Here is a 24,788-nt window from a genome sequence, read left to right as displayed (position 1 = left end):
GGAGCGAAGCGTTATGGCTAAAAATAAAATTATCATCGTTGGCGGCGGTTTGGCCGGCTTGATGGCTACTATTAAAGCGGCTGAAGCAGGCGTACACGTTGATCTGTTCTCGCTTGTACCGGTCAAACGTTCCCACTCGGTTTGCGCACAGGGCGGCATTAACGGCGCTGTTAATACAAAAGGGGAAGGCGATTCTCCGTGGGAGCATTTCGACGATACCGTATACGGCGGAGATTTCCTCGCGAATCAGCCGCCGGTTAAAGCAATGTGCGACGCCGCACCAGGCATTATTCACCTCATGGACCGGATGGGCGTTATGTTCAGCCGTACGTCAGAGGGCTTGCTTGACTTCCGCCGTTTTGGCGGCACGAAACATTCCCGCACAGCATTCGCGGGTGCAACGACAGGTCAGCAGCTTCTATATGCACTAGACGAGCAAGTACGCCGCTGGGAAGCAGCGGGTCTAGTCAACAAATACGAGCACTGGGAATTCCTTGGCGCTGTTGTTGACGATGACGGCATTTGCCGCGGTGTATCGGCGCAGGATTTGCGTACGATGGAAGTACACACGGTTCGCGCGGATGCGGTTATTCTTGCATCAGGCGGTCCCGGCATTATTTTCGGTAAAACAACGAACTCCGTTATCAATACAGGTACAGCTGCCAGCGCGGTGTATCAGCAGGGCGTCAACTATGCAAACGGCGAGTTCATTCAAATTCACCCTACTGCGATTCCCGGCGACGACAAGCTCCGCTTGATGTCCGAATCGGCTCGTGGTGAAGGCGGACGTATCTGGACGTACAAAGACGGCAAGCCTTGGTACTTCCTGGAGGAAAAATATCCGGCTTACGGAAATCTCGTGCCTCGCGACATCGCTACGCGTGAAATATTTAGCGTGTGCGTCGATCAGAAGCTTGGTATTAATCAAGAAAACATGGTTTACCTTGATCTGTCCCACAAAGATCCGAAAGAGCTTGACGTTAAGCTCGGCGGTATCATTGAAATTTATGAGAAGTTCATGGGTGACGACCCTCGCAAAATTCCGATGAAAATTTTCCCTGCGGTTCACTATTCAATGGGCGGCATGTGGGTCGATTACAATCAAATGACGAACATTCCTGGTCTGTTCGCAGCCGGTGAGTGCGAGTATCAATACCATGGTGCGAACCGTCTTGGCGCGAACTCCTTGCTCTCCGCTATTTACGGAGGTATGGTTGCCGGTCCGAAGGCTGTGGAATATATCAAAGGCTTGAAAAAATCGGCTGAAGATGTAGCTTCCTCCGTATTCGACCGTGATAACAAGCGTCAAACCGATAAGTACAACAGCATCATTAATATGAACGGCAATGAGAATGCGTATGTCATTCACAAAGAGCTTGGCGAATGGATGACCAACAACATGACCGTTGTACGCTTTAACGATAAGCTGGAGCAAACGATTCACAAGATCAAAGAGCTCAAACAGCGTTATAAAAACATCAATATCAACGATTCGGCACAATGGAACAACGCAGGCGTTGCCTTCACCCGTCAGCTTTGGAACATGCTTGAGCTGTCCGAAGCGATGACGCTTGGCGGATTGCTCCGTAACGAGAGCCGCGGCGCTCACTACAAACCGGATTTCCCGGATCGCGATGACGACCATTTCATGAAATCGACAATTGCGAAATGGACGAAGGAAGGTCCGCAAATTTCGTATGAGGACATTGATGTAAGTCTGATCAAGCCTCGTAAACGCGATTACTCGAGCGATAAGAAGAAAGGAGAATAATGATGGCTGAAACGACTGTTGCTACAAAATCAGTTAAGTTTATCATCACACGTCAAGATACTCCTGACTCCAAGCCTTATACGGAAGAGTTCGAAATTCCTTACCGCGCGAATATGAACGTCATTAGCGGTTTGATGGAAATTCAACGTAATCCGAAAAAGGCGGATGGCGCGAGCACTGCACCGGTATGCTGGGATTCCAACTGCTTGGAAGAAGTATGCGGCGCATGTTCGATGGTCATTAACGGGAAGCCGCGTCAAGCGTGCAGCGCGCTAGTCGATAAGCTGGAGCAGCCGATTCGTCTTGAGCCGATGAGCACGTTCCCGGTTGTCCGTGACCTAGTCATTAACCGCGAGCGCATGTTTGGCGCGTTGAAGCGTGTGAAGGCATGGATTCCGATTGATGGAACGTATGATCTGGGTCCCGGACCACGCATGGCGGAAACGAAGCGCCAATGGGCGTACGAGCTATCCAAATGTATGACATGCGGCGTTTGCCTTGAAGCATGTCCTAACGTTAACGATCGCAACAGCTTTATCGGTCCTGCAGCGATTTCTCAGGTTCGCCTGTTTAACGCACATCCGACAGGTGAGATGAACAAAGAGGAACGTCTGGATGCGCTTATGACCGACGGCGGCATCGAAGGCTGCGGTAACTCGCAAAACTGTGTTCGCGCATGTCCGAAGGGCATTCCGCTTACAACCTCGATCGCGGCGATCAACAAGGATACAACGAAGCACTTGTTCAAAAAATGGCTCGGCATGTAGAGCTGCCGGAATATCGGAAGCCCTCGATTAAATCGGGGGTTTCTTTTTAATGTGATATTGATTATTATTATCAATGATAGTGGATTGGGAATCCTTTGTCAATTACGGAGAGTGAGGATATTTAGCAGGATTAAATTTGCTTTAAGCTAAAAATAAAAAAACCGCCTCAGCGGTTTCTTGTCTTACATCCATTGTTCTCCCCATTTTTGAATGGACTCGATAACAGGTTCAAGCTCGCGCCCTTTGCAAGTTAGCTCGTACTCAATTCGTACGGGCATTTCAGGATAAACTTGACGTTTAATAATCGTTATGGTTTCAAGCTCTTTCATTCGGTCCGTTAGCATTTTGTCGCTCATCTCGGGAATTTGCTCTTTAATCTCTTTGAACCGTTTTGGTCCGCCAAGCAATACCCGAATAATTCTGCCAGTCCACTTCTTACCTAATATGTCGGCAGCGGCTTCATACTTTGGGCACATTGTCGAATAATCCAACCGTATCACCCCGCTTTTTGTATTACCATTGTAGCATATGTACAAACTAAAAGTAAGTTCATTTCAGCCTCTTCCTTATAACCGGATAATGATTAATCCAAGAATGGTAAATGCAAAGGCCGCCCACTGCACGAACGTAAGCTTTTCTTTATAAATCGCAATCGCGCCTCCCGCTACAACGAGGCTGTTTGTCGCAAAGATGGGTGCGGCCAGATTCGCTTGTCCCGTCGCAAGTGCCATCGCATATAGCTGTAATCCGCCGTATGAGAACAGCCCGGCAATCATGCCGAACCATAGTCCGGTACGCCCTGCAGAACGGGAAACGGTTGCTTTGGAAGGAATAAGAAACCAGCAGAGCGAGAGGAAATAAGCAATGAACAGAATCGGGGCGCTAGGCAGTCCAAGCTCCCCCGTCACCTTCAAGCCGCCATTTCGCAGAGCGAACATAACGATAGCTACTCCGACGAGTATGAACCAACGTTTTTCCTTGATCGTGAGCGGTTCCTTCCGTTTGTGGGCAATAAATACAACGGCGAGAAGCAGCAGCGTAATGCCTACCGCCTCAGAGGCACTGAGCGGTTCCTTGTACCACCATGTCGCTAATGCGACAACCAGGATGATATTCATATTCGTAAGCGGGGAGGTTAAGCTGGCGGGGCCGTAATGCAATGCCTTCATAAATAGGGCGTTTCCCCAAGCGGAGCCTGCTCCGATAAGGATACCGGCAATCCATATATCCGGATCAGCTAGCAAAGCGAAAGTTCCTTCCAGCGCTGAATGCACGCCAAAACCGAGCGTTCCGGATGCGTATAATCCGAGCAGCAGCGTTCTGGTCGAGCCGCCGCGCATTTGTGATACTTTCATCCACCAGCCTGCTAGTCCAAATAAGATTGCACTGCTGATGGCCGTAATGAGCCACATGGATGTTCAACCCCTCAAATTTGTTACACAAATGAAATAGTTCTGTTATCGTCTTATTACATTATTGGGCTAATATAATAAACAAGACCCCCTTTTAATATAACTTTTGGGACCTGCAGCGTGCAGGTCCCCCTTTTTTTTGTCGGCATCATTTTTTTAAGCGTTATAGCTGAACAATAACCTGCTGACACTTGCGGTAAAATACCCACTGTGTAAATCCGATTTCCTTCAGCCGTTTTTGAACAAGTTCCCATTCATCGCCGACTCTGCTCGGCACATGAGCGTCCGACCCAAAGGTTACGTTCACCCCAAAGTGAAGCGCACGCTCCAAAATCGCATCCGACGGATACCAGCCGCCGACATCCTTCGTACTGCCAGATGTGTTTATTTCGATGGAAACGCCGCATTCGGCAATCGTACGCAGCGCATCGTCGATCCCCTCATTCGCCGGAATGTCGGAGAAAGCAGGATAGTAGCCCTTCATGGCATCGATGTGTCCCAAAATATTGAACATCCCGCTGCGTGCGGATTGCTTGATCAGATCATAATAGCTTTTTTTCACAGCGATATGCTGCTCTTCATCTAAGTTCTTCCATCGATTGCGGTTGAAAATGCTGACGCCGCTTACTTGATGCACGGAGCCAATTAAATAATCGAAGGGAACGCCCTCGAATGCATGCCGGTAGCTGTCCAAATAGTCAGGGAAAAAATCCGACTCCATGCCGAGCAAAACTTCGATTTTTCCTGCGTATTTCTCTTTCATGCGCAGTACTTCATCGACATAATTGGCGAAATCGCTTCTTGCCATAGCAATGCCAGGTGAAGGCTGATCCTCCTTGTGGTAAAAATAAGGCGAGTGATCGGAGATGCCGATAACGGAAAGCCCGGCGTCAATACCTGCAAGGATATAGTCCTCGATGGTGCCATTGGCATGTCCGCATCTGACATGATGGGTATGTAAGTCGAATTTCATTATAATCTCTCCTTGAATTTTGTCTGATGTGTTTAGTTATTCGCTGCTAATGAATTGATGCTCGGGCATACCTTTTAGGTCGCTGAGAAATTGCTGCAGCGCTGTATTAATGTAACGCCCGGATTTATAGACGACGCCTACTGGATGACTCGTTTCAAGCTCGTTAACCTTGATCATTTTTAGTGTACCCAACCGCAGCTCATTCGCAATCGAAAGCTTCGAAACGACGGCAGCGCCCAGATTAATCTCAACCATGCGCTTCACTTCTTCGCTGCTTGAAACTTCCATTACGATATTCGGCTGAATGTTGTATTTGCGGAATATTTGATTGAGGAATCTGCGGCCGAGCGTATCGGGTGCGAGCATGATCATTGGAATGTCCTTGAGCGTGTCAACTGTCGTATGATTCAAGCTGCTCATCGGATGTGTCGGGGACACGACGAGCTCAAACGTATCGTAATAAAGGACGGAGGAGGTGACGTTCGGATTTTTTTCGGTCAGGTATGTAATACCGATATCGACTGAGCCGTTCTCGACGCTTGTCATGACTTGGGATGAGGGCATGGAATGTATCGTTGTTTTGATTAAAGGAAATTGGTTTTGAAAATAGGATAGTACACGCGGCAAAATTTGAATGGCGATCGATGAAGTTGTTCCAAGTAAAATGTGGCCTTGAGGAGTTTGATTCAAATCGGACAGCTTCTGTTTTAGTTCTTCCACAATCGTAAGGATTTGCTCCGCATGCTCCAAAAAAACTTGCCCATGATCGGTTAAAGTTACCGGTTGATTACGATCGATCAGAACCGTCTTAAACTCATCCTCCAGACTTTTAATTTGCGCCGAAACGGCTGGCTGGGTCAGGTTGAGCAGCTCGCCTGCTTTCCGGAAGCTCATCGTCTTGGATATGGTAAGTAGTGTTTCAAGCTGGCTAATGTTCACGTCAATCCCTCCTTTCAAAGGTAAAAAATGTTCCATATATATTACACTATTATAATGGATTGAAGAGGTTACAGCAAAAAAAGGGCTGCGCCTGCATCAGGCATGGATTGCCCGAGCGGGTACAGCCCTTATGATCAAAAACGGAGCAGACGGCTACAGCCATTCCTTTTTCCGAAAAATGAAAAACATGCCAATGCCAAGCAGCAGCATAATGCCAAGTAAAATATACGAACCCATCCGGAGATGGAGACCTGGTATAAAATCAAAATTCATCCCGTAAATGCCGGTTATAAAGGTCAGCGGCATGAATATCGTCGTAATCGCAGTGAACACCCGCATGATTTCATTGGCACGGTTAGCAACGCTGGACTGGTATGCTTCTCGCAAGTTACCCATGAGATCGCGGTACGTATCGAACGACTCGGCGATTTTCAGCGCGTTTTCGTAAATGTCGCTAAAATATTTTTGCAGCTGGTCGTCAATCAGCTTCAAGTCCTTCTTATTAAGTGTAGCAATAACGTCGCGCTGCGGACCGAGCACCTTCTTGAGCCACAAAATTTCGCCTCGCAAACCGATGATTTCGTTCAAATGCGATTTTTTCGTATGCATCAAAATATCCTCTTCCAGCGCTTCGATACGGTTATCGATTCGGTCGCCGACGAGGAAATAGTTATCGACTACAATGTCGACGAGGTGGTATAAGAAATAATCCGGCCGGCTAACTTCTTGTTCCCATAGTACGGGCTTTAAAGAGCGCAGCTCGTTAATTTTCTGCTTCGTGACCGTAATGATATAATGGCGTCCGAGAAAAATATTCAGCGCCCTCAGAAAAATTTCCTCATCATCGAATCGGATGCTGTTAATAACAATAAAATAATGGCTTTCATATATCTCTATCTTCGGACGCTGCTCCTCTTCGCTAAGGCAATCCTCTACAGCCAGGTCATGCATGTTGAACATCGGCTGCAAAACAGCGAGATCCTCTACATCCGCGTCAATCCAGTAAAATCCTTCAGTCGTGGGAGTAAGTGTTTCATTAATATCTTCAATAGTGGTAAATACGCCATTGCTAACGAGACGAATTTTCAACCGGAGTCACTCCTTTCTTTCTTTAGAGGAAACTGCCGGCTGAATCGGAATTGGCCGGCAGTAACCGTATTCGATAATGATCAGGCTTCGGTCTGTCGCCTTCCATGTCCGTTTTCACCCCTTTTTAATGGAATTAACGTAATAATTCTTGTCTAGTATACTCCTGCATCAGCTTTACATTCAAGCATAAAAACTACGCTATTTCGGCTATATCTTTAGTTTATGTAAAGGAGCTTCTTGACGCGATTGACATAATGCATTAAAGTGAAATTGAAATGAAACCGCGAAAATTGAATAGACTACTTTCTTATCAAGAGCAGGCGGAGGGACTAGCCCGATGAAGCCCGGCAACCGGCGTTAAATACGCACGGTGCTAATTCTTGCGGAAACCATTAAGTTTCTGAGAGATGAGGAAGGCGGATGGCTTCTTTACTGAGCATACGACCTTTTCTCACTGCAGAAAGGGTCTTTTTCTTGTTCAAGCGGTCATACTGCCTAAAGAGGAGTGAACAACATGCCCATTAAAGTACCAGACAACTTACCGGCAAAAGAAATTTTGAGTAACGAGAACATTTTCGTCATGGATGAGAGCGTCGCCTATCACCAGGATATTAGGCCGCTTCGCATTGCCATCCTAAACTTAATGCCGACTAAGGAAACAACCGAAACGCAGCTGCTGAGGCTCATCGGCAACACGCCGCTCCAGGTCGAGGTCGTATTGCTGCACCCAAGAACGCATACTTCAAAAAATACGTCGGCCGAACATTTGGAATCCTTTTATAAAACGTTTGACGAGATCTCGCATGAATATTATGACGGGCTCATCATTACGGGCGCGCCAGTAGAGCATTTGCCTTTTGAGGAAGTCAACTACTGGGAAGAGCTAAAGGAAATAATGGATTGGAGCGCTAAGCGGGTAACTTCTACATTCCATATTTGTTGGGCGGCGCAGGCTGGACTTTACCACCATTACAAGGTGCCGAAATATAATTTAGACAGCAAAATGTTCGGGATATACCCGCATACCGTCGAGAAACGTAATGTTAACCTGCTGCGCGGATTTGATGAAATGTTTTTCGTGCCGCAATCGCGTCATACCGAGGTGCGCCGCGAGGACATCGAGCCGGTCGAGATGCTGGATATTTTATCGGATTCAACGGATTCCGGTGTATATATCGTGGCTTCTAAGGATGGCAGACAAATTTTTGTTACGGGCCATTCCGAATACGATCCGACGTCGCTTAAGTTCGAATATGACCGCGATAAGGCCAAAGGACTTCGCATTGACGTGCCGAAAAACTATTTCCCCGGAGATAATCCGGAAAGCCTGCCGCTTTCGACTTGGCGCGCGCATGCGAACCTGTTATTCTCGAACTGGCTTAACTATTATGTATACCAGCAAACACCTTTTGATTTGGGTGCAGGCATTTAACAATAGACGAGGGAGTGCTTCATTACAATGAAGATTGAAAGTCATTTAGCTCAAATCGGTTCCATTAAAGAGCCTGCAACCGGAGCGGTTAGCTTTCCAGTGTACCAGGCAACCGCATTCCGCCATCCCAAGCTCGGAGAGAGCACAGGGTTTGATTATGCACGTACGAAAAGCCCGACAAGAGCGGTGCTTGAGGAAGCGGCTGCACAGCTGGAGTCGGGCGATGCTGCCTTTGCCTGCAGCTCAGGCATGGCTGCGCTGCAAACGATATTCGCCTTATTCAGCCAAGGCGATCATTTGATCGTATCGCTTGATTTGTACGGAGGTACTTACCGTCTGCTGGAGCGGATTATGTCAAGATTCGGCGTAACGGCTTCTTATGTGGATACGAACGACATCGATGCGATGTCCGCATTATGGACGCCGAATACGAAAGCGGTTCTGATCGAAACGCCGACTAATCCGCTCATGATGATTACGGACATCGAGCGGATAGCAGCATGGGCAAAGTCTAAAGGCTTGCTTACGATTGTGGATAATACGCTGCTTACGCCGTTTTTCCAACGTCCGATTGAGCTGGGCGCAGATATTATCATTCATAGCGCAACCAAATATTTGGGCGGGCACAATGACGTGCTGGCCGGCCTCATTGTTACGAAAGGCAAGGAGTTGTCAGACGAGATGGCCTTCCTTCACAACTCCATTGGAGCGGTCCTCGGCCCGCAGGATTCATGGCTGCTTATGAGAGGCATGAAGACGCTGGCGCTGCGGATGGAGCGCCACCAATCCAATGCGACTGCGATTGCAAGCTACTTGCTTGAGCATCCTGCTGTTGAGGACGTTTATTATCCGGCGCTGCCGCATCATCCCGGGCATGATGTTCAGAATAGACAGTCCTCCGGCAATACGGGCATTTTCTCCTTCCGCCTGAAGGATGCTCGTTACGTAGAGCCTATTTTACGACATATTAAGCTGATTGCCTTTGCTGAGAGCCTAGGCGGCGTTGAGTCCTTAATGACCTATCCGGCTGTTCAGACGCATGCGGATATCCCGCTTGAAATTCGTCAAGCGATTGGCGTCGACGACCGTCTGCTGCGTTTCTCGGTCGGTATCGAGCATGCTGACGATTTGATCGGAGACTTGGAGCAGGCGCTGGCATCCGCAAAACGCGAAATTGAGGAGGGGCAATAACCGATGAGTAATGATAACAACAAAATGAAGCCTCAAGATCGGCGTTTTGCAACGAAGCTGCTCCATTTCGGCGCAGAGATTGATGAACATACAGGTGCATCAAGCGTGCCCATCTATCAAGCTTCGACGTTTCATCATCATGATATTTTCAACCCGCCGCAATACGATTACAGCCGCTCAGGCAATCCTACCCGCCAGGCGCTTGAGGATTATATCGCGCTGCTTGAGGGAGGAGCCAGGGGCTTTGCGTTCGCATCAGGCATGGCTGCCATATCGACGACCTTTCTGCTGCTGTCCGCCGGAGAGCATGTGATCGTTACAGAAGACGTATACGGCGGAACGTACCGCTTGCTTACGACGATTCTAGACCGGCTTGGGATTGAGTCTACGTTCGTCGATATGACCGATTTCGAAGCGGTTAAAGCCGCGCGTAAGCCAAATACAAAAGCGGTATTTATGGAGACGCCTTCGAATCCGACGCTCAAAATTACGAATATTGCTGAGACGACGGCATGGGCGAAGGAGCATGGGCTGCTCACGATGCTGGATAATACGTTTATGACCCCTTATCACCAGCGCCCGATCGAGCATGGTGTCGATATCGTACTTCACAGCGCGACGAAGTTTCTGAGCGGCCATAGCGATGTGCTGGCAGGTCTTGCAGTTACCGCTGACGAGGGTCTCGGCAAACGCTTGAAGCAGCTTCAAAACGGTATGGGAACGGTTCTAAGCGCGCAGGAGTCGTGGCTGCTGATGCGCGGCATGAAGACGCTGAAGGCGCGGATGGAGTATAGCGAGCACAGCGCGCGCAGATTGGCAGAATGGCTGTCGGGGCATAAGGATGTAACAGCTGTTTATTATCCAGGTTTGGAAAACCATCCGGGCCGGGCTATACATGAGAAGCAATCGCTTGGCTACGGCGCTGTCGTATCCTTCGATGTGGGCAGCGGGGAACGTGCCAAATCGTTGCTGAGCAAGGTTCAACTTCCTCTGGTAGCTGTCAGCTTGGGGGCGGTAGAGAGCATTTTATCCTATCCGGCGATGATGTCACATGCGGCTATGCCTAAGGAAGTGCGTCATGAGCGCGGCATAACGGACGGCTTGGTTCGTTACTCGGTAGGCCTAGAGGATATCGAGGATCTGATCGAGGATTTGGATCATGCGCTTCGCGCTTAATCGGGACGAAATGAAAGAAAAGCACGGTTGTTCTAACGAACGCGCCGTGTTTTTCCTTATTTCAGGCCGAGAGGGCATCATATGGCAAGTGACTTGGAGCAGAGATATATGTTAGGATAAAGTGATTGTCCACTAAGAACGGAACTAAGGAGGTCTTGCGGAATGGGAACGTTAGACCATATTTTGGATAAAGCATTGCGCGGCGAGCGAATTGAGCTTGAAGAAGGCATGGAGCTATTAGCCTCGGATCAGATCGAGAAGATGGGATATGTGGCTAATCAGATCATGCTGAAGCATCATCCTGAACCGATAACGACATTTGTTGTTGGCCGAAATGTTAACTACACGAACGTATGCGATGTCTATTGCCGCTTTTGCGCGTTTTACCGCGCTCCGGGCTCTAAGGAAGGATACGTGCTGCCTGATGAGACCATTTTGAATAAAATTCAAGAGACGGTTAACGTTGGCGGCACCGAAATTTTGATGCAGGGCGGTACAAATCCTAATTTGCCGTTTACGTATTATTTGGACCTGCTCCGCAAAATTAAGCAGCACTTTCCAAACATTACGATGCACTCGTTCTCGCCTGCGGAAATTCAGAAGATGAAGGTTGTATCGGACGGTCTCTCGCTTGACGAAGTCATTAGACAGCTGCATGAAGCGGGACTTGATTCCTTGCCCGGCGGCGGAGCTGAAATTTTGGATGACCGCACGCGCCGGAAGATCAGCCGGATGAAGGGCTCATGGACGGACTGGATGGACGTAATGAAATCTGCGCACCGCCATGGGATGAACACGACTGCAACGATGGTATATGGACTCGGCGAGACGGTCGAGGAGCGCGCGTTACATATGCTGCGCATCCGCGACGCTCAAGACGAATGCATAGCGAATAAATACGATTCGACCGGCTTCTTGGCTTTCATCTCTTGGCCATTCCAGCCGGACAATACGAACCTGAAGCTGGAGAAGGCGAAGCCTGAGGAGTATTTGCGTATCGTAGCGGCCAGCCGCATTATGCTTGATAACATTCCGAACTTTCAATCGTCTTGGGTGACGATGGGGCCGGAGATGGGCAAGTTGTCGCTGTCCTATGGCTGCAACGATTTTGGCAGCACGATGATCGAGGAAAACGTAGTTTCGGCTGCAGGAACGACTCATCCTGCCCAGCGGGATACGAAATATAATATTTTGAAAGTCTACAATGAAGCCGATAAAGCTGATCTTGATTTTATTATGCAAAACTAGCTTGTTTTGGAAAGGCTTCGGGCGACTGGTTTCTTTGGGGAAATCAACGAATAGGGTAAAAACTTCATACGTAGAATAGCGGTTATGTACTACAGTTAATGTGGTATTTACTCCGTTATTCAACAAAGGTAACTACAACGCTTGTCGATCATTAATCCAATTGGAGGGATTAGTATGGATAAGCGTTCTTTGTCGTCTGGAAGAGACATTCGGGGAAGAAAGAGGGCAATGTTATCAGAAGAGAACAGCGGTAGTGAGGTTAGGAATTATACCAAACTTACTATACATGACCTGTTTTCGAAATTTATTGAAATTAAGAGGTCAGAAGGGATTTCAGAGCGTCGAAAGAAGGATTTGATGCAGGACAAAAAGTACTTTGTTGATTTTCTTAAATCAAAAGGATACTCGGAATTAATGGAGGATATAACGACTTCGATTATTCGTGAGTGGTTAATTGAAATGCAAGAGCAATACGTAGTTTACCAAACTCATGTTCGTGGAGGAATACGTAAAGGACTTGCACCTAAAACGATTAATGGACGAATAAAGAACTTGAAACATTTCTTCAACGTATCTTATGAGAATAAATTGTGGGAGCGTAATGAAGCTTTTCCAATTAAGTTGCTTAAGGAACCAATCGATACCGTTGAAGGTTTAACGGAAGAACAAGTTAGAGCAATGCTCAAAGCATGTAAGAAAAGCACATATACAGGGTATAGGGATTACGTTTTTATTATGCTTGGCATAGATAGCGGTTTGAGAGCAGGAGAAATGATCTCTCTTTCAAGTAAAAGCTTCGATTTTGATATTGGAGTAGTAAAAGTTGAAGAGGATGTAGCGAAGAATGGAAGAGCTAGGATTATACCTGTTTCACGCAAAGTTCTAAACCTTATTCAAAAGCTACTAGCTGAAAACAAAATTAATTTTGGATCAGATCATTTATTTATGACAGCTTATGGTCAGACTATGACTAATAAAGGAGTAGTTAGACAGTTCGGTACGATAAGAAAGAACGCAGGTCTTGATGGAGTAAAGGCTTCTGCTCATGCATTAAGACATACGTTCGCTAAGTTTTATGTGCAAAATGGTGGAGATGCTTTTACTTTACAAAAGTTGCTTGGGCATTCACGTATGGATATTGTCAGGACTTATATTCAAATGAATGCGGTGGATATTGCCGAAGCTCACAAACGTTTTTCTCCAGCGAATAGATTTAGGGTATAGAGTATGGGATCAAGGTTAATTTGGTGATTAAGAGAGAGGATAATAAGAGAGTACTACCTAACGGCATCAGATTACACGTGTAGGCTTTTGGATTTATTGTAAGACTAGTGAGTATTATTTTATTCCAAAGCCATTACAAGCCAAATAGAGCGGTCTGAATGAAGTGAATACATTAAATAGCTTGGACGGTGTAAAAGCCGTCTTTTTATTTGTCCAAAAGAGTTGACAAGCGCAAAATAAAACAATATAATACACAATATACAAGTGCAAAATAAAACAAACGAAAGGATGGTGACAGACATGGCACAGTTATACAACGCTCAAATCAAAGGGAGTTTCTTAAGTGAATACCCATTAAAAACACAAGCTACATATAGAAGTGTTTTCGAGAAGAGTTCAGAATTCGAACAATTACTTAAAAAAGATGTGTTTGATTTTGACTTAACTGATTTTGAACATTTTTTTGTGAAGCTAAATATAAACTATATATCTACTTTAAGAAGTTATGGGAGAATTTTGACTGCATATATAAATTGGGCAATTGAGAATCAAGTGAAAAATGATTCAACAAATCCGTTAAATCACGTGAAAACGAGTTGGTTTGAACAGTTCATAGATGATAATGCAAAAATCTTTTTTACAGAAAATGAAATAAGAAACATTGAAAACTTTTGTGAAAATGCACAGGATGCTGTCATAATACGTTTAATATATGAGGGTGTTCAAGGCAAAGGAGTATGTGAGATACGTAATCTTAAAAGGAGTGATGTGAATTTTACGACTGGTGAATTATCTCTTATGGATGAAGATGGTTCCTTGAGAAGATTACATGTGACAGAACGCTGTCTAGGATTGATTAAGGAAGCTTACTCAGAAACTACTTACTTAAAGAGTAATGGATTGATGCAGGAAAGAGAGAATGTTAGGAAATTTACTGACTTGATTGACAATGATTATATTGTTCGAAGTTCCAACACAGGTAAAGATAAAAATATGGGTGCTGTTGACAAGTACGTTATCTACCGAAGGATAACAACAATTGAAAAAACCCTAGGTCTTGTCCACTTTAATATCAAGAACATTTCTCGTTCGGGGATGTTGAAACTTGCGAGAGACATGATAATTGCAAACAAAAGTAAACTTAATCTTATAATGCTTATCGAGATTGCTAATATGTATAAAGTAAGCTCTTACAATAGCTTGAAAAGTTTCATAACGGAAGCAAACATTTTAAAGCTTTATGGGAAGGATTAACAAGCCTTCTCTTAACATATACAAGCGCAAAATAAAATAAATGAGGTGAGCTAAATGAGATACTACATCAAAATAAGGGTTGAAAGACTCGGAAGATAAACCATTGATAAGAAAATTATGTTACTTAACAAAAAGAGGATGAATCCGAACAATGTTAAGTTTAATAAGTCATTGGATCGTATACGATTCTGAGTACAACATCAAGTTTTGATGACAAGTGCAAAATAAAATAATGCACAAATAATATTATATATCAAAAAAGGAGAATGAAAATGAAAAAAACAATAGCAAACACTTATATTAACGAATGCAAAAAAAGGTATGTAAAATTAACATTTGAAATAAATGAAGCAAGAAGCAATCTATGCAATAAAAAAAATATAAAAAGTGAGTATATGGATGATTATATAAATTTTAAAATAATTCCATGTAAAGATTTTGATTTTAAAGATCTTAAAGAATTGATAGATGAAATACAAGAAGAGATTATTGCATTAGAAAATTGTATGACTAAATTAATCTTAAGTAAGGCAGAACTTTGGGCAGAGTTAGTTAGTTTAGGGATAAGTGAAAGAGATATTATGGATATATTAGATGCAAAACTAGATCACATTTCAAATGAAAGAATGGAGGATGAAAAATGAAAACAGCTGAGTTAGTATATAAAGGTTTAGCTAAAAGAGTTAAACAAAATCTACATCCAAAAGGATTTTCTGATAGCTACAATTTGCTACGAGAATATCTATTTGCAAGTAAACAACTGCATTCCAAAGTTCATTGGATATGCGATTCTGCGCCAGGTCAAGGGAAAACCACAGCCTTAATAGAAGTTATGAAATCGATAAATAGTAACAAAGATACAACACCGTTTTTATTGGTCTTCAATAATAAGGATGCTTTAGAGAATGTCTTTAGTGAGATTGAGAACTATGCGATTGAACATAATCGATATAAATTTGTTCAATACATTAATGAGAACAACGTGAGTAACGTGTATGAGGAAATAGACCAGTACCAAATCCTATGTATCACGCAGCAGCGCCTGCGTGATCTAAGTTTGGGTTTTGGTAATAAAGAAAAGTATCAATGGTATAACAGCCCTTCTAATAGCTGGCTATCGAGAACTTTGATAATAGATGAAATGCCCATTTTTATAAACGAAACACAATTTAACATTTCTAGCAATGACAATTGCGTTAAATGGTTTGATGAATTAGCAAAAGAAAGCGGATTGGAATATAGTGATCTACAATCTGGTAGATCATTAATAATGGCACTCTTCAACAATGAAATGGAAAGTGAAAAATGCCAAACTCAACGGTTGGTAAAGATGATCGAAGGTACAAAAGAGGAAAAAGAGCTAACCGAAATTCTCAATAAAATAAATGTTGAGAATGCCACACGTGAAAATGTACTTAAGCTATGCTGGTTCAAGAAATTGCTTCATAAAGATGGTTTCGGTGTAATTGAAAGAACTGATTATGGCAATAGAATACTATGTGCAGAACGTATTGATTATAGAAATTTTGGTAATATCCTCATTCTTGATGGCACTAGTGGTATTACTCCAAGCGTATATAATGGTGAATATGAATATATAAAAATTCAAAATTATCATAACTACGAGAGAGTAATTCTACATAATCAGGTCATTGGTACATCTAAAAATCATAGGAAGAATCCTGACACCAAACAACGTATTGCGGAAGATATTTTTAGTATTCGAAAGGACATGGAGGTATTTCCCCTTATGGCGAAAGGGGATGTGATTTCCTACAGAAAGAATCAAGTGATTACGAGTGACCAAAGTAATTATTTTGATGATTATAGCGATTATTTAGATGATGATAAAAGTGATGCTGTATCATTGAGTTTATTTAATACGGTTGGAAAAAACATCTTAAATAACTATAGTACGCTGGCATTATTGAATTTACCTATAAGACATCATACTTACTATAAGAAAATTGCTATAAGTATATATGGAACAGAAATAGATATTAGCATAAACGATGGGAATTACGATAGTTGGTTTGTAGATGAACGAGTGCAAAAGATTTTTGAAGAGTTAGTACTGGCTGACCTTGTACAAATTATCCATCGTTGTAAATTAAGGAATATTAATGATTCAACTCCTGTTCACATCTATTTATATACTAAACAAACACGATGGATAGATACGTTGAAAACACATTTTTCTTTACCAGATAAAAATATGAGAAAGACAACTATACAAGATAGTTATCATGATCGTTTCATTACAATTTGCAATGAATGGGCTGAAATTTCTTTAAATCATTGTTTGAGTGATAAATACGATCATATCTTTGGAATGTCTTATACAGCAACTCAAATCGGTGGGCGTCCGTTTAAGGATTGGCTTAATAAGGCTTGGTTAAATGAAGAAAGACGAAACCTTATTGTCAATATCTTTAAAGAGAATGGACTTTTATTTGAAGAAGATAGTAATAAATATAAAAAGATATTCAAATCTGTAGTACGAAAAGTTTCATAGTATTTTTATAAATAATAGTCTGGTGACGCAAGGATTCTCTTAATTAGGGAAAGTCTTCGTCACCAGTAGTTTTGCCTATAACAATATGCAGAGGAGATTAATTATGGCTTATACCAAAGAACAGGTGAAGCTTGCACGGCAAGCTAATTTAGTGAGTTTTTGTGAGAATGAAGGGATACATTTAATAGATGCAGGAGGTGGTGATTGGAAATTGCCTAATCGTCATGGATTACTCATTAAAAATAATTATTACTATGTTCATGGAAGTAAAGAAACAGGATATGCAATTGATTTTTGCATAAATATATTGGAGTTAGAATTTAAGGTAGCGATGGAAAAATTGCTGAAATGCCCTACTTTCATTGAACAGGATGATTCAACACGCCTTCGGCGTGTGAAGGCGAAACAGGAAAAGAAGGCTGAGTTTGTATTGCCAGAGTCTAAAGCCAAAGATAGCATCTTTGCATACTTACGAAATAAACGTGAGATACCGATGTATTGGATTCGTGAACTGATGAAAAAAAGGCTTCTTTATCAAGATGAACATAAAAACTGTGTGTTTCCTTGCTATGATTTCTTTGGAAATCCAAAAGGAGCCATTCTAAGGGGTACAAGTGATAAACAGATATTTAAGGGGAGATCACTTGGTAGTGATGCCAATTATGGTTGGGTTGTAAAGCCAGAAGGCAATTCAGATAAAGTGATTGTTTTTGAAGCACCGATAGATGCGATGTCATACTTAGTATTCCATCCTTCAAGTAAGGACAATTATCTACTCTCTCTTGGGGGCTTAAACATGTCTACTCTTCAAACATTTTTAAAAGAATATAATCAAATCTCTAGTATTGTACTCGCTTTAGATAATGATGAGCCTGCAAAAGTGGCTATCAATGGATTCAGAGCTGAATATGGAGACAAATACAAGATTGAAGAAGTAATGCCATCAAATAAGGATTGGAATGAAGATTTAAGACGGAAATAACAACCATTCTTTCCTGTTCCGCAGCCTGCCGATAGGCAGGCAAATAAAATCATTAATATAGAAGATATGTATTAGAATATCCGTAAAAAAGTGTAAAGTGAAAAATTGTAAAAATGGGTCACTTTTCATTTTCAGATCGAAGTAATTAGACAATCCTTTCTAATAATATAATAATCTAATCCATAAATTTCGAGGGAGGCAGGCTAAAATGTCATTAATTAAGGAAATTGATTGGCAAATGCTTTCCTTCGTTGGTTTAAGCCTATTTAATGAATACTTAATTAATCTTCATTACCCGAAAATTTATTACTGGATTGGTCAGAGAGACTATTTGGAAAAGATTGAGAAGAGAAAACAAGAAGAAAAAAAAGAAGAAAAAAAAGAAGAGAAAAAAGAAGGGATAATAAAAATCACTATCAAACCTCATAATTTGGACGAAATCACATTTTAATTAAAGTACTATTGTTCATCTGGAATGAGGTTGAATGGATTAATTTTCTTATTTTTCTTATCCATTTCTGCTTGTGCAAGTAAAGGTTAGAATTAAAAAGCCATTTACCCTTGTGAAGAATAAATGGCTTTTAATTTGATCGCTAATTAGTCGGTTTTTTAAGTGATTTTACATTTATTTACTCCAATCCGTTTCACTTCTCCCGTAAATACTTTAAACTCAAGATTCTTACAAGCAAAGACATTTGCTACTACCGTTCAGACAACTATGGTGGGAGAAAGAGTTACTCACATGTAATCTTGTATTCGTCATTTATTAGCAAAGAGAATCAGATGATCATAATCATGTTTGGGATCATCAATAAGCCTAGCGAAATAAATCGAGTGCTTTTCAATATGAAAGCCTTCAAAATACGCAGCTCCATCATCGTAATAACCTGCATCTGGATACGGTTCTTCGAATATCTCTTCAAAAGCCGTCAGCGAGGTTAGCTGGTTATCCAAGAATATCTGAATACCGACTATCGTACCTTCTTTGCTTAAATAGGAAACATTTCCGTAGGTCAGCGTTTCATCATGCCCGAGTGACCAATAATGTCGATCCTTCCCTGAAGGGTTCCCCAACTGTTGTAGAATATCTTTTGTACTGCTGCCAATGTCAAAGTTCACACCTTTAATCTTTCCAGCTGTAACCAGTTCCAAAAATGTATCATCTGTGAGAGAAGAGAGATCAACATCAGTTTGATTCTCAAGTAATTCAGAATCTATAACAGGCTCGACTATTGAAGGTATCTCTTGAGCAGTAGTTACAGTCTCAGAGTCGTCTGATATTTCCTCCTTCGGATGTATCTCTTCGATTTTCCTCCATGTGGTTTGAACCTCGTCGGTGTCGATATTGTAGGTCCATATTTTGTGTCCGTTATTTTTTTCCATCGCATAGAATAAACCTTTGTTGTCCCCCAAATAAACAATATCTTCGGAAACGGCAAGTTTTGAGTGTATTTCACCTTCTGTTTTGCTTTTCCAGACTTCTACCCCGTTGCTTGCTTGCAGGGCATAAGCAAAATTGCCTCCACCGAAATATACGATGCCATCTACAAAAGTGAGAGGAGTCTCCAATGGACCATTTACGATGACCTCCCACTGGACACTTCCTGTTTTTAGATCCAAAGCAACCACTTTTTTTGTATCATAATCACCTAAGAACAGTTTCCCATCATAAACGGATAAGGTATGAGACGTGTGGGGAGTATCTGTCTCATGCTTCCATAAAAGTTGATGAGTCTGTGTGTCTAGAGCATAGACAAAACCACCCGTAGAAAATGCCACGATACCCGCCTCGATTACAGGTGTCATGTCAATTAAGCCGAAACTTTTATTTTCGCTTTCATTGATTTTGTATTGCCAATAGGTTTTGTTTTTCGTATCGTAAGCGTAAAGATAGCTAAACCCACCTACATAGATGACACCATCCACTTCATTAGGTATCGATATTGTTTCTGCAATCACGGGATATTCCCAAAGCGTACCGCCTGTATGAATATCAGCACTTTTGATGGATTGCTGTTTTGTCACTTCGTCATAAGCAATATAATAAAGTGAACCGTCTTTTGACAAGGACGGATAAGATGGATCGTCTTTTATTTTCCACTTTGGCTCTCCACTTTGGGCATCCACGCCAGACATGTAGACTCCGTCTCGATATGCAATGAAATCGTCGTGTGTAATGATTGACGTATTGATATGTGGGAAATCCTCCACTTTTATGGACCAGCTTTTCTTTCCATTTTTTTTATCGAGAGCATAAATGTATCCCGTTCCAGCTCCAAAGTAAACGTTATCCTTGTCTATTGCGGGATAATAGGTGAAATATTGATGCATATTTTCTACTGGTTTTTGCTCACCTTCGCTTATAACGTTTGCTGTTTCCTGTTTACAGCCACTTATAAACAGAGCAAAAACAGCTGCAATGATGAAAAGTTTTTTCATATAATCGCCCTCTCCTTATTTTTTATAAAACATAGAGAACCTTAACAATTTCTAATATGTATCGTATGTTATATTCACCAACATAAAAGTCATCAATTAATAGTACATCATGCTCAGCGGATGCCTTTTGTATTTCTTCTACATTAGGAAAGAACAATACTATCACCGCCTATGCTTTTTTTTTATTATATGTCTTATAGGCATTATGAACAAGAATTGGAAATTGGTTCGTAATAGTAAAGATAGCGATAAGCTAAAGACCAATATTCCAGCATATGGTATAGTATTGATACATGGAACAAAGATCATGTGGGGGCTTTTGAATGTTTTCTATTTGGATTGAAGCAGAAGAATGGGCAGAAGGTGAATGGGATATATATGACGATAATACGGATGTAATAGTAATGTTTGAAGATGGCTCAAAATGGGTTGCTTCATTTTATACATACAAAAACATACAAACGCTTGCTGAAAAGAATAGACAAACTGGCGAATGCTTACATGGAAAGTACTTTTGGGGCAGTGATATGCTACTTGTTGATGAATGTAGTCGTATTAGGATTGAGGAAGTTATTGAGCATCTAATAATCCAGGGTGATTTTGAATTGTTATTTGATAAGTGTGATGAACGCAATTTGGACGAATAATAGCACGATTTTATTTTGGATTTTGGAGGTCATTATGGAGATACTTAAAAATCAATTATGGGTTTTTAAGACAGATTACAGTTCATTTTTATTTTGTCGATTCATATTACTTGATTTAATAAGTCGATTTCCTTTAAATCAACACGAAGCAATCAAACTGATAAATTCTTTTTGGGGGCATTTAAAGGAATTTTATGAAGGTGACTTAATATACCATGAAGTTCCTGAATTTTGGTCATCAACAATGTACTGGGGAAATAATTCAGCTTGGTGGAAAAAAGGTAACGAAAGAATTAAGTATAATCTGCCTGAATTAAAGCCACTTCGGTTGGATAAAGAAACTAAGTATGAACTATGGGAACCCCAAATTAACTATTCAACTGATTATATTGATGATTATGTATTTGTTGATAATGAGGAAATAAAAGAACTGATAGATAACCGATTGATGATTGGACAATATCATAAGAAGTGGGAAGTGACAGCCCAAAATTATAGGGAAGCATTACAGGCATTATATAACTTTAAGGGGTGGGGAGAATACCTAGAGCAAGGATAAAAGAGCAATTTTATCTAATGTTATTGATGTGTAGGGAGGGTCGATATATATATGAGTTTCATTATAAGACATGCAAATCATGCTGATATAGAAACACTTGTTGAACTACGAATTGCTTTACTTCAAGAAGTCGGAAATATTGAAGTTGAGGATGATATACAAAAAGTTAGTGCTGCAAATAAGATGTATTATGAAAAAAACTTATTAACAGGAGAGATAGTATCATTTATTGCGGAAGCACAAGGAGAAATTATTGGGACAAGTGGATTAATTTTAATCACTCGTCCTCCACACTTACATAATCTTTCAGGTATTGATGCTTACATAATGAATATGTATACACTTCCAAATTGGAGAGGGAAAGGTATTGCAAAGGCTTTATTAGATGCTTGTATCGAATTTGCAAAAAGCAATAATGTAGGTCGAATAGCGTTAGACGCTTCTTCTGATGGAAAACTAGTTTATGAAAAAAGAGGATTTATACTTAAAAATTCTGCAATGGAATTGGTATTGAACGGATAAATCATTGAAGAAGTAGAACCAATTTAGATCAATGAATGCACGATTTTATTACGATGAGGTGAAACATGAAATCGTTTTTTTCTTCTGTAGGTGAATTAGAAGATGATTTATTATTGTACCTAGATGATATTGAACATAAAACAAAAGTTTGGCTAGAAGGTCAAAGTTCTATTTATGATGAACCACTCTACTTATTGCAAACGTATTATTTCTTTATTAACTTTGTAGTTGATTCAGGCATTTTATCAGGTAAACATGAGGTAACATTAATGTTAGCATCTAAAATGTCAAATGATCTCTTTGGTATTTATAATTGCTTGAAAAATGGCTGCATACATCAGGCGTCTACTATAATTCGTTCACTATTTGAGACAGCAGTAACGACAAGATTTATTTTCTTGGACTTTGATAAAAGATCAGAGTTGTTTTTTAACTATAAGTACGTTGAACAATTCAATAAGATGAGCAACGACCCCTTAATTATTGAATCTCATAATCAAAAAGATATTCGACAGAAGTACCATCAAGTGAAATCACACTATATCCCGAAATCCAGTTGGTACAGCAAAGTGCTAATGGAATTAATTCAGGAGGACAGAACTCTAAGAAATAAATATAAGAAACCTTCCTTTAAAGCGCTTTGTGAAATTGTCGGTTTTAAGGATGATTACGAAAAAGCGTATGGTTCATTATCACTAACTGTGCATGGTTCGTCTGTTGTCAGTCACCTATTTATCTCCAAAGGTATTTTTTCAGCAGCCCCTGTTTTTAATGAATTGATATATACAGAATCAGCGTTAGCAATAAACTACGCTCATAAGGTTATTGCGCCTATATTGGAGAAACATGAAAATGAAAAAGCACTTAAAATGATAGAATATTCGAATTGGTTACTATATGCAGCAATAGACTTAACGAGGAAGACATAGACTTATACAGTTTGACTTCGTCGAAGAAAAAAAGAGATTTGTAAACAAGATGAAATGAAATATACTAGCTTAAGCATTAAATGTACTATTAATATATGTTATGCGTAACTACAAAATCGTCCCTGCAAGCTTGTTTATACGCAAGGGCAGCAGATATATCGTGAGTGAGTAAGTTTAAACTAAGTTAAAAAAGCAATTTTATTTAGGGGAGGTATTGATTTCGATGCAGATACCTGACGAATTTGAACTACTGTCAATATTTGAATGTGAACCAGAACTCTTAGATGCTGAAATTAAGAATTTACCTTTTATATATAATCAAGCCACTTATAGGTTCTCAAATAAAAATGAGAAGTTTGTTGTCACCATTTCCCCTTCCACAGGTCAAGTGAAAGTAAAGGCTGAGGATTTGCGTTCAGACGAAGTTATATCTTACTTCGATTTGCAAAGAGTAGATAGGTTAGAAATTGTGGCAGACAAACAAGATAAATCAAGTGTTATAATTACGCTGTGCCAAGATGAAATCTTACAAACATTAGAAATTAATTTTAAGCCAAGATTTAAGGCAGTTTTTAAGGAACATTATGATAGATAAAACATGGATTTTTCTAAAGGTGGGATGAACTTGAAATTTGAGTATAGACTGTCTGGATTAGGATGGGCTGATGGACTTATTGAAATTGATACAAACATTTGTTACTTTACAACAAGCTATATGACAAATGCTTTGGATGATTTATTAAAGGCACTATTACAGCTTATTCCAGCTTGTGTGCCTGATGATGAATTAAAGTCACAAACCATTTTTGAATGGTATGAAGAACCAGCAGGTACAATGTGGACATTAAGTAGAGTAAACGAAGATAACATACATATTAAGATTGTTTCTTATAAAGACATTGACCATAAGCAAGATCCAGAAACGGAATTTGATTCCACATGTAGAAGGGTCTGTCAAGAATTTTGTGTAAACGTATTATTGATGTTGTCAAGGCAAGGGAGCTCCGCCCYCTACCGAAGGTGCTGCCCAACACGATCAGGGAAGAAAACGGATAGCTGTAGCAGCATTTGYCCCCAGTTTTGAACGCGGCCTGTCCATTTTCGTACGANCCGCCCCCTACCGAAGGTGCTGCCCAACACGATCAGGGAAGAAAACGGATAGCTGTAGCAGCATTTGYCCCCAGTTTTGAACGCGGCCTGTCCATTTTCGTACGACATCCATCGTGGAAAGGTATAGCATCTTAAGTAGCGCCTCATCACTTGGGAAAATGCTCTTCCCCTTCGTCACTTTGCGTAACTGACGGTGGTAGCTTTCGATGATGTTTGTCGTGTAGATAAGCTTTCGAATCTCTGGTGGATACTTGAAGAACGTAGATAATTCTTCCCAATTGTTGCGCCATGAGCGAATAATGAGGGGATATTTCTTRCCCCATTCTTCTTCGAATCGATCCAGTTCGACGAGCGCAGCTTCTTCCGTWGCSGCCTTGTAGATCGGTTTCAGATCCGCTGTAACCTTCTTAAGATCCTTGTAAGATACGTAGCGAGTAGAGTTGCGGATTTGGTGGATGATGCATTTCTGAATCTCYGTCTCTGGATAGCAGGCCGCAATGGCTTGAGAGAAGCCGGTCAGGTTGTCTACACAGGTGATGAGAATGTCCTGAACGCCGCGGTTTTTAAGYTCGTTTAAGACACTGAGCCAGAACTTGGCGGACTCATTCT

General features: G+C 41.4%; 25 protein-coding genes and 1 riboswitch. Of the genes, 18 read left to right on the top strand and 7 right to left on the bottom strand.

The window, feature by feature from the left end; genetic code table 11:
• The first annotated feature begins 13 nt into the window (after positions 1-13).
• Both sdhA and sdhB read left to right on the top strand, forming a co-directional pair.
• Entirely contained in the window at positions 14-1,771 is a 1,758-nt protein-coding gene (gene sdhA, locus ASG81_RS25530; RefSeq protein ID WP_056641166.1) for a succinate dehydrogenase flavoprotein subunit, read from the top strand.
• Between the two features lie 2 nt (positions 1,772-1,773).
• Positions 1,774-2,538, top strand: coding sequence for a succinate dehydrogenase iron-sulfur subunit (gene sdhB / locus ASG81_RS25525; protein WP_056641163.1), 765 nt, complete (start codon positions 1,774-1,776; stop codon positions 2,536-2,538).
• Positions 2,539-2,720: 182 nt separating this feature from the next.
• On the opposite strand, the gene ASG81_RS25520 is transcribed toward sdhB, so the two are convergent.
• The 5 genes from ASG81_RS25520 to corA form a co-directional block, all read right to left on the bottom strand.
• Positions 2,721-3,029: a winged helix-turn-helix transcriptional regulator gene (locus tag ASG81_RS25520; RefSeq protein ID WP_056641160.1), complete on the bottom strand. Its 309-nt coding sequence runs from the start codon at positions 3,027-3,029 to the stop codon at positions 2,721-2,723.
• A 75-nt stretch (positions 3,030-3,104) separates the two neighbouring features.
• Positions 3,105-3,950 carry a DMT family transporter gene (locus ASG81_RS25515; protein ID WP_056641157.1) on the bottom strand — a complete coding sequence of 282 codons (846 nt, stop codon included), beginning with the start codon at positions 3,948-3,950 and terminating at the stop codon, positions 3,105-3,107.
• A 163-nt stretch (positions 3,951-4,113) separates the two neighbouring features.
• Entirely contained in the window at positions 4,114-4,923 is an 810-nt protein-coding gene (locus tag ASG81_RS25510; RefSeq protein WP_056641153.1) for a histidinol-phosphatase, read from the bottom strand.
• A gap of 36 nt (positions 4,924-4,959) precedes the next feature.
• A complete protein-coding gene (locus ASG81_RS25505; protein WP_056641150.1) occupies positions 4,960-5,862 on the bottom strand; it encodes a LysR family transcriptional regulator in 903 nt (300 codons plus the stop codon).
• A 153-nt stretch (positions 5,863-6,015) separates the two neighbouring features.
• A complete protein-coding gene (gene corA, locus ASG81_RS25500) occupies positions 6,016-6,951 on the bottom strand; it encodes a magnesium/cobalt transporter CorA (protein WP_056641147.1) in 936 nt (311 codons plus the stop codon).
• A gap of 304 nt (positions 6,952-7,255) precedes the next feature.
• Positions 7,256-7,365: riboswitch (SAM riboswitch) on the top strand.
• Positions 7,366-7,465: 100 nt separating this feature from the next.
• Here corA and metA point away from each other — a divergent pair.
• From metA to ASG81_RS25450, 10 genes are all read left to right on the top strand, one after another.
• The gene (gene metA, locus ASG81_RS25495) at positions 7,466-8,383 is read left to right on the top strand and encodes a homoserine O-acetyltransferase MetA (protein ID WP_056641144.1); all 918 of its coding nucleotides are present in this window, start codon (positions 7,466-7,468) and stop codon (positions 8,381-8,383) included.
• A 27-nt stretch (positions 8,384-8,410) separates the two neighbouring features.
• Positions 8,411-9,574 carry an aminotransferase class I/II-fold pyridoxal phosphate-dependent enzyme gene (locus ASG81_RS25490; protein WP_056641142.1) on the top strand — a complete coding sequence of 388 codons (1,164 nt, stop codon included), beginning with the start codon at positions 8,411-8,413 and terminating at the stop codon, positions 9,572-9,574.
• 3 nt (positions 9,575-9,577) lie between these two features.
• Entirely contained in the window at positions 9,578-10,750 is a 1,173-nt protein-coding gene (locus ASG81_RS25485) for a trans-sulfuration enzyme family protein (RefSeq protein WP_056641139.1), read from the top strand.
• A 162-nt stretch (positions 10,751-10,912) separates the two neighbouring features.
• The gene (mqnC, locus tag ASG81_RS25480; protein ID WP_056641136.1) at positions 10,913-11,998 is read left to right on the top strand and encodes a cyclic dehypoxanthinyl futalosine synthase; all 1,086 of its coding nucleotides are present in this window, start codon (positions 10,913-10,915) and stop codon (positions 11,996-11,998) included.
• Between the two features lie 174 nt (positions 11,999-12,172).
• The gene (locus ASG81_RS25475; RefSeq protein WP_056641134.1) at positions 12,173-13,222 is read left to right on the top strand and encodes a tyrosine-type recombinase/integrase; all 1,050 of its coding nucleotides are present in this window, start codon (positions 12,173-12,175) and stop codon (positions 13,220-13,222) included.
• A gap of 300 nt (positions 13,223-13,522) precedes the next feature.
• Positions 13,523-14,476, top strand: coding sequence for a phage lytic cycle repressor MrpR family protein (locus ASG81_RS25470; protein ID WP_056641131.1), 954 nt, complete (start codon positions 13,523-13,525; stop codon positions 14,474-14,476).
• Positions 14,477-14,748: 272 nt separating this feature from the next.
• Complete coding sequence (locus ASG81_RS25465) at positions 14,749-15,120, top strand: hypothetical protein (RefSeq protein ID WP_056641128.1); 372 nt, start codon at positions 14,749-14,751, stop codon at positions 15,118-15,120.
• Complete coding sequence (locus tag ASG81_RS25460) at positions 15,117-16,991, top strand: DEAD/DEAH box helicase (protein ID WP_056641125.1); 1,875 nt, start codon at positions 15,117-15,119, stop codon at positions 16,989-16,991. The genes ASG81_RS25465 and ASG81_RS25460 overlap by 4 nt, the downstream gene beginning before the upstream one ends.
• 103 nt (positions 16,992-17,094) lie before the next feature.
• On the top strand, positions 17,095-17,973 hold the full coding sequence (locus ASG81_RS25455; protein ID WP_056641122.1) for a DUF3991 and TOPRIM domain-containing protein: 879 nt from the start codon (positions 17,095-17,097) through the stop codon (positions 17,971-17,973).
• Positions 17,974-18,181: 208 nt separating this feature from the next.
• Positions 18,182-18,424, top strand: coding sequence for a hypothetical protein (locus ASG81_RS25450; RefSeq protein WP_056641118.1), 243 nt, complete (start codon positions 18,182-18,184; stop codon positions 18,422-18,424).
• Positions 18,425-18,732: 308 nt separating this feature from the next.
• Here ASG81_RS25450 and ASG81_RS25445 read toward each other — a convergent pair whose 3' ends face one another.
• A complete protein-coding gene (locus ASG81_RS25445; protein ID WP_056641115.1) occupies positions 18,733-20,412 on the bottom strand; it encodes a PQQ-binding-like beta-propeller repeat protein in 1,680 nt (559 codons plus the stop codon).
• A gap of 323 nt (positions 20,413-20,735) precedes the next feature.
• Here ASG81_RS25445 and ASG81_RS25440 point away from each other — a divergent pair, with 323 nt between their 5' ends.
• The 6 genes from ASG81_RS25440 (at position 20,736) to ASG81_RS31695 (ending at position 24,153) form a co-directional block, all read left to right on the top strand.
• Positions 20,736-21,059, top strand: a complete 324-nt coding sequence (locus ASG81_RS25440) for a hypothetical protein (protein WP_056641112.1) — start codon at positions 20,736-20,738, stop codon at positions 21,057-21,059.
• 34 nt (positions 21,060-21,093) lie between these two features.
• Complete coding sequence (locus tag ASG81_RS25435) at positions 21,094-21,618, top strand: hypothetical protein (protein ID WP_056641107.1); 525 nt, start codon at positions 21,094-21,096, stop codon at positions 21,616-21,618.
• Between the two features lie 51 nt (positions 21,619-21,669).
• Positions 21,670-22,140 carry a GNAT family N-acetyltransferase gene (locus ASG81_RS25430; RefSeq protein ID WP_056641104.1) on the top strand — a complete coding sequence of 157 codons (471 nt, stop codon included), beginning with the start codon at positions 21,670-21,672 and terminating at the stop codon, positions 22,138-22,140.
• Positions 22,141-22,205: 65 nt separating this feature from the next.
• Entirely contained in the window at positions 22,206-23,069 is an 864-nt protein-coding gene (locus ASG81_RS25425; protein ID WP_056641101.1) for a DUF5677 domain-containing protein, read from the top strand.
• Positions 23,070-23,292: 223 nt separating this feature from the next.
• On the top strand, positions 23,293-23,664 hold the full coding sequence (locus ASG81_RS25420) for a hypothetical protein (protein WP_056641098.1): 372 nt from the start codon (positions 23,293-23,295) through the stop codon (positions 23,662-23,664).
• A 30-nt stretch (positions 23,665-23,694) separates the two neighbouring features.
• Entirely contained in the window at positions 23,695-24,153 is a 459-nt protein-coding gene (locus tag ASG81_RS31695) for a hypothetical protein (protein ID WP_056641096.1), read from the top strand.
• A gap of 33 nt (positions 24,154-24,186) precedes the next feature.
• On the opposite strand, the gene ASG81_RS25410 is transcribed toward ASG81_RS31695, so the two are convergent.
• Positions 24,187-24,788: IS256 family transposase (locus tag ASG81_RS25410; protein WP_155971940.1), on the bottom strand; the 602-nt coding region annotated here is incomplete at its 5' end.

Origin of the sequence: Paenibacillus sp. Soil522 (assembly GCF_001428245.1) — a bacterium.
Lineage (GTDB): Bacteria > Bacillota > Bacilli > Paenibacillales > Paenibacillaceae > Pristimantibacillus.
Note: the sequence above shows the minus strand (reverse complement) of the source record. Positions and strands in the feature narration are given on the sequence as shown.

Excerpts from the sequence above, each read along its gene's own strand:
- mqnC (WP_056641136.1), top strand. The coding sequence starts at position 10,913 with ATGGGAACGTTAGACCATATTTTGGATAAAGCATTGCGCGGCGAGCGA.
- ASG81_RS25440 (WP_056641112.1), top strand. The coding sequence starts at position 20,736 with ATGTTTTCTATTTGGATTGAAGCAGAAGAATGGGCAGAAGGTGAATGG.
- ASG81_RS25425 (WP_056641101.1), top strand. The coding sequence starts at position 22,206 with ATGAAATCGTTTTTTTCTTCTGTAGGTGAATTAGAAGATGATTTATTA.
- ASG81_RS25490 (WP_056641142.1), top strand. The coding sequence starts at position 8,411 with ATGAAGATTGAAAGTCATTTAGCTCAAATCGGTTCCATTAAAGAGCCT.
- ASG81_RS25435 (WP_056641107.1), top strand. The coding sequence starts at position 21,094 with ATGGAGATACTTAAAAATCAATTATGGGTTTTTAAGACAGATTACAGT.
- ASG81_RS25475 (WP_056641134.1), top strand. The coding sequence starts at position 12,173 with ATGGATAAGCGTTCTTTGTCGTCTGGAAGAGACATTCGGGGAAGAAAG.
- ASG81_RS25470 (WP_056641131.1), top strand. The coding sequence starts at position 13,523 with ATGGCACAGTTATACAACGCTCAAATCAAAGGGAGTTTCTTAAGTGAA.
- ASG81_RS25460 (WP_056641125.1), top strand. The coding sequence starts at position 15,117 with ATGAAAACAGCTGAGTTAGTATATAAAGGTTTAGCTAAAAGAGTTAAA.
- metA (WP_056641144.1), top strand. The coding sequence starts at position 7,466 with ATGCCCATTAAAGTACCAGACAACTTACCGGCAAAAGAAATTTTGAGT.
- ASG81_RS25430 (WP_056641104.1), top strand. The coding sequence starts at position 21,670 with ATGAGTTTCATTATAAGACATGCAAATCATGCTGATATAGAAACACTT.
- sdhB (WP_056641163.1), top strand. The coding sequence starts at position 1,774 with ATGGCTGAAACGACTGTTGCTACAAAATCAGTTAAGTTTATCATCACA.
- ASG81_RS25450 (WP_056641118.1), top strand. The coding sequence starts at position 18,182 with ATGTCATTAATTAAGGAAATTGATTGGCAAATGCTTTCCTTCGTTGGT.
- ASG81_RS25515 (WP_056641157.1), bottom strand. The coding sequence starts at position 3,950 with ATGTGGCTCATTACGGCCATCAGCAGTGCAATCTTATTTGGACTAGCA.
- ASG81_RS25445 (WP_056641115.1), bottom strand. The coding sequence starts at position 20,412 with ATGAAAAAACTTTTCATCATTGCAGCTGTTTTTGCTCTGTTTATAAGT.
- ASG81_RS25485 (WP_056641139.1), top strand. The coding sequence starts at position 9,578 with ATGAGTAATGATAACAACAAAATGAAGCCTCAAGATCGGCGTTTTGCA.
- ASG81_RS25510 (WP_056641153.1), bottom strand. The coding sequence starts at position 4,923 with ATGAAATTCGACTTACATACCCATCATGTCAGATGCGGACATGCCAAT.
- ASG81_RS25420 (WP_056641098.1), top strand. The coding sequence starts at position 23,293 with ATGCAGATACCTGACGAATTTGAACTACTGTCAATATTTGAATGTGAA.
- ASG81_RS25455 (WP_056641122.1), top strand. The coding sequence starts at position 17,095 with ATGGCTTATACCAAAGAACAGGTGAAGCTTGCACGGCAAGCTAATTTA.
- sdhA (WP_056641166.1), top strand. The coding sequence starts at position 14 with ATGGCTAAAAATAAAATTATCATCGTTGGCGGCGGTTTGGCCGGCTTG.
- ASG81_RS25465 (WP_056641128.1), top strand. The coding sequence starts at position 14,749 with ATGAAAAAAACAATAGCAAACACTTATATTAACGAATGCAAAAAAAGG.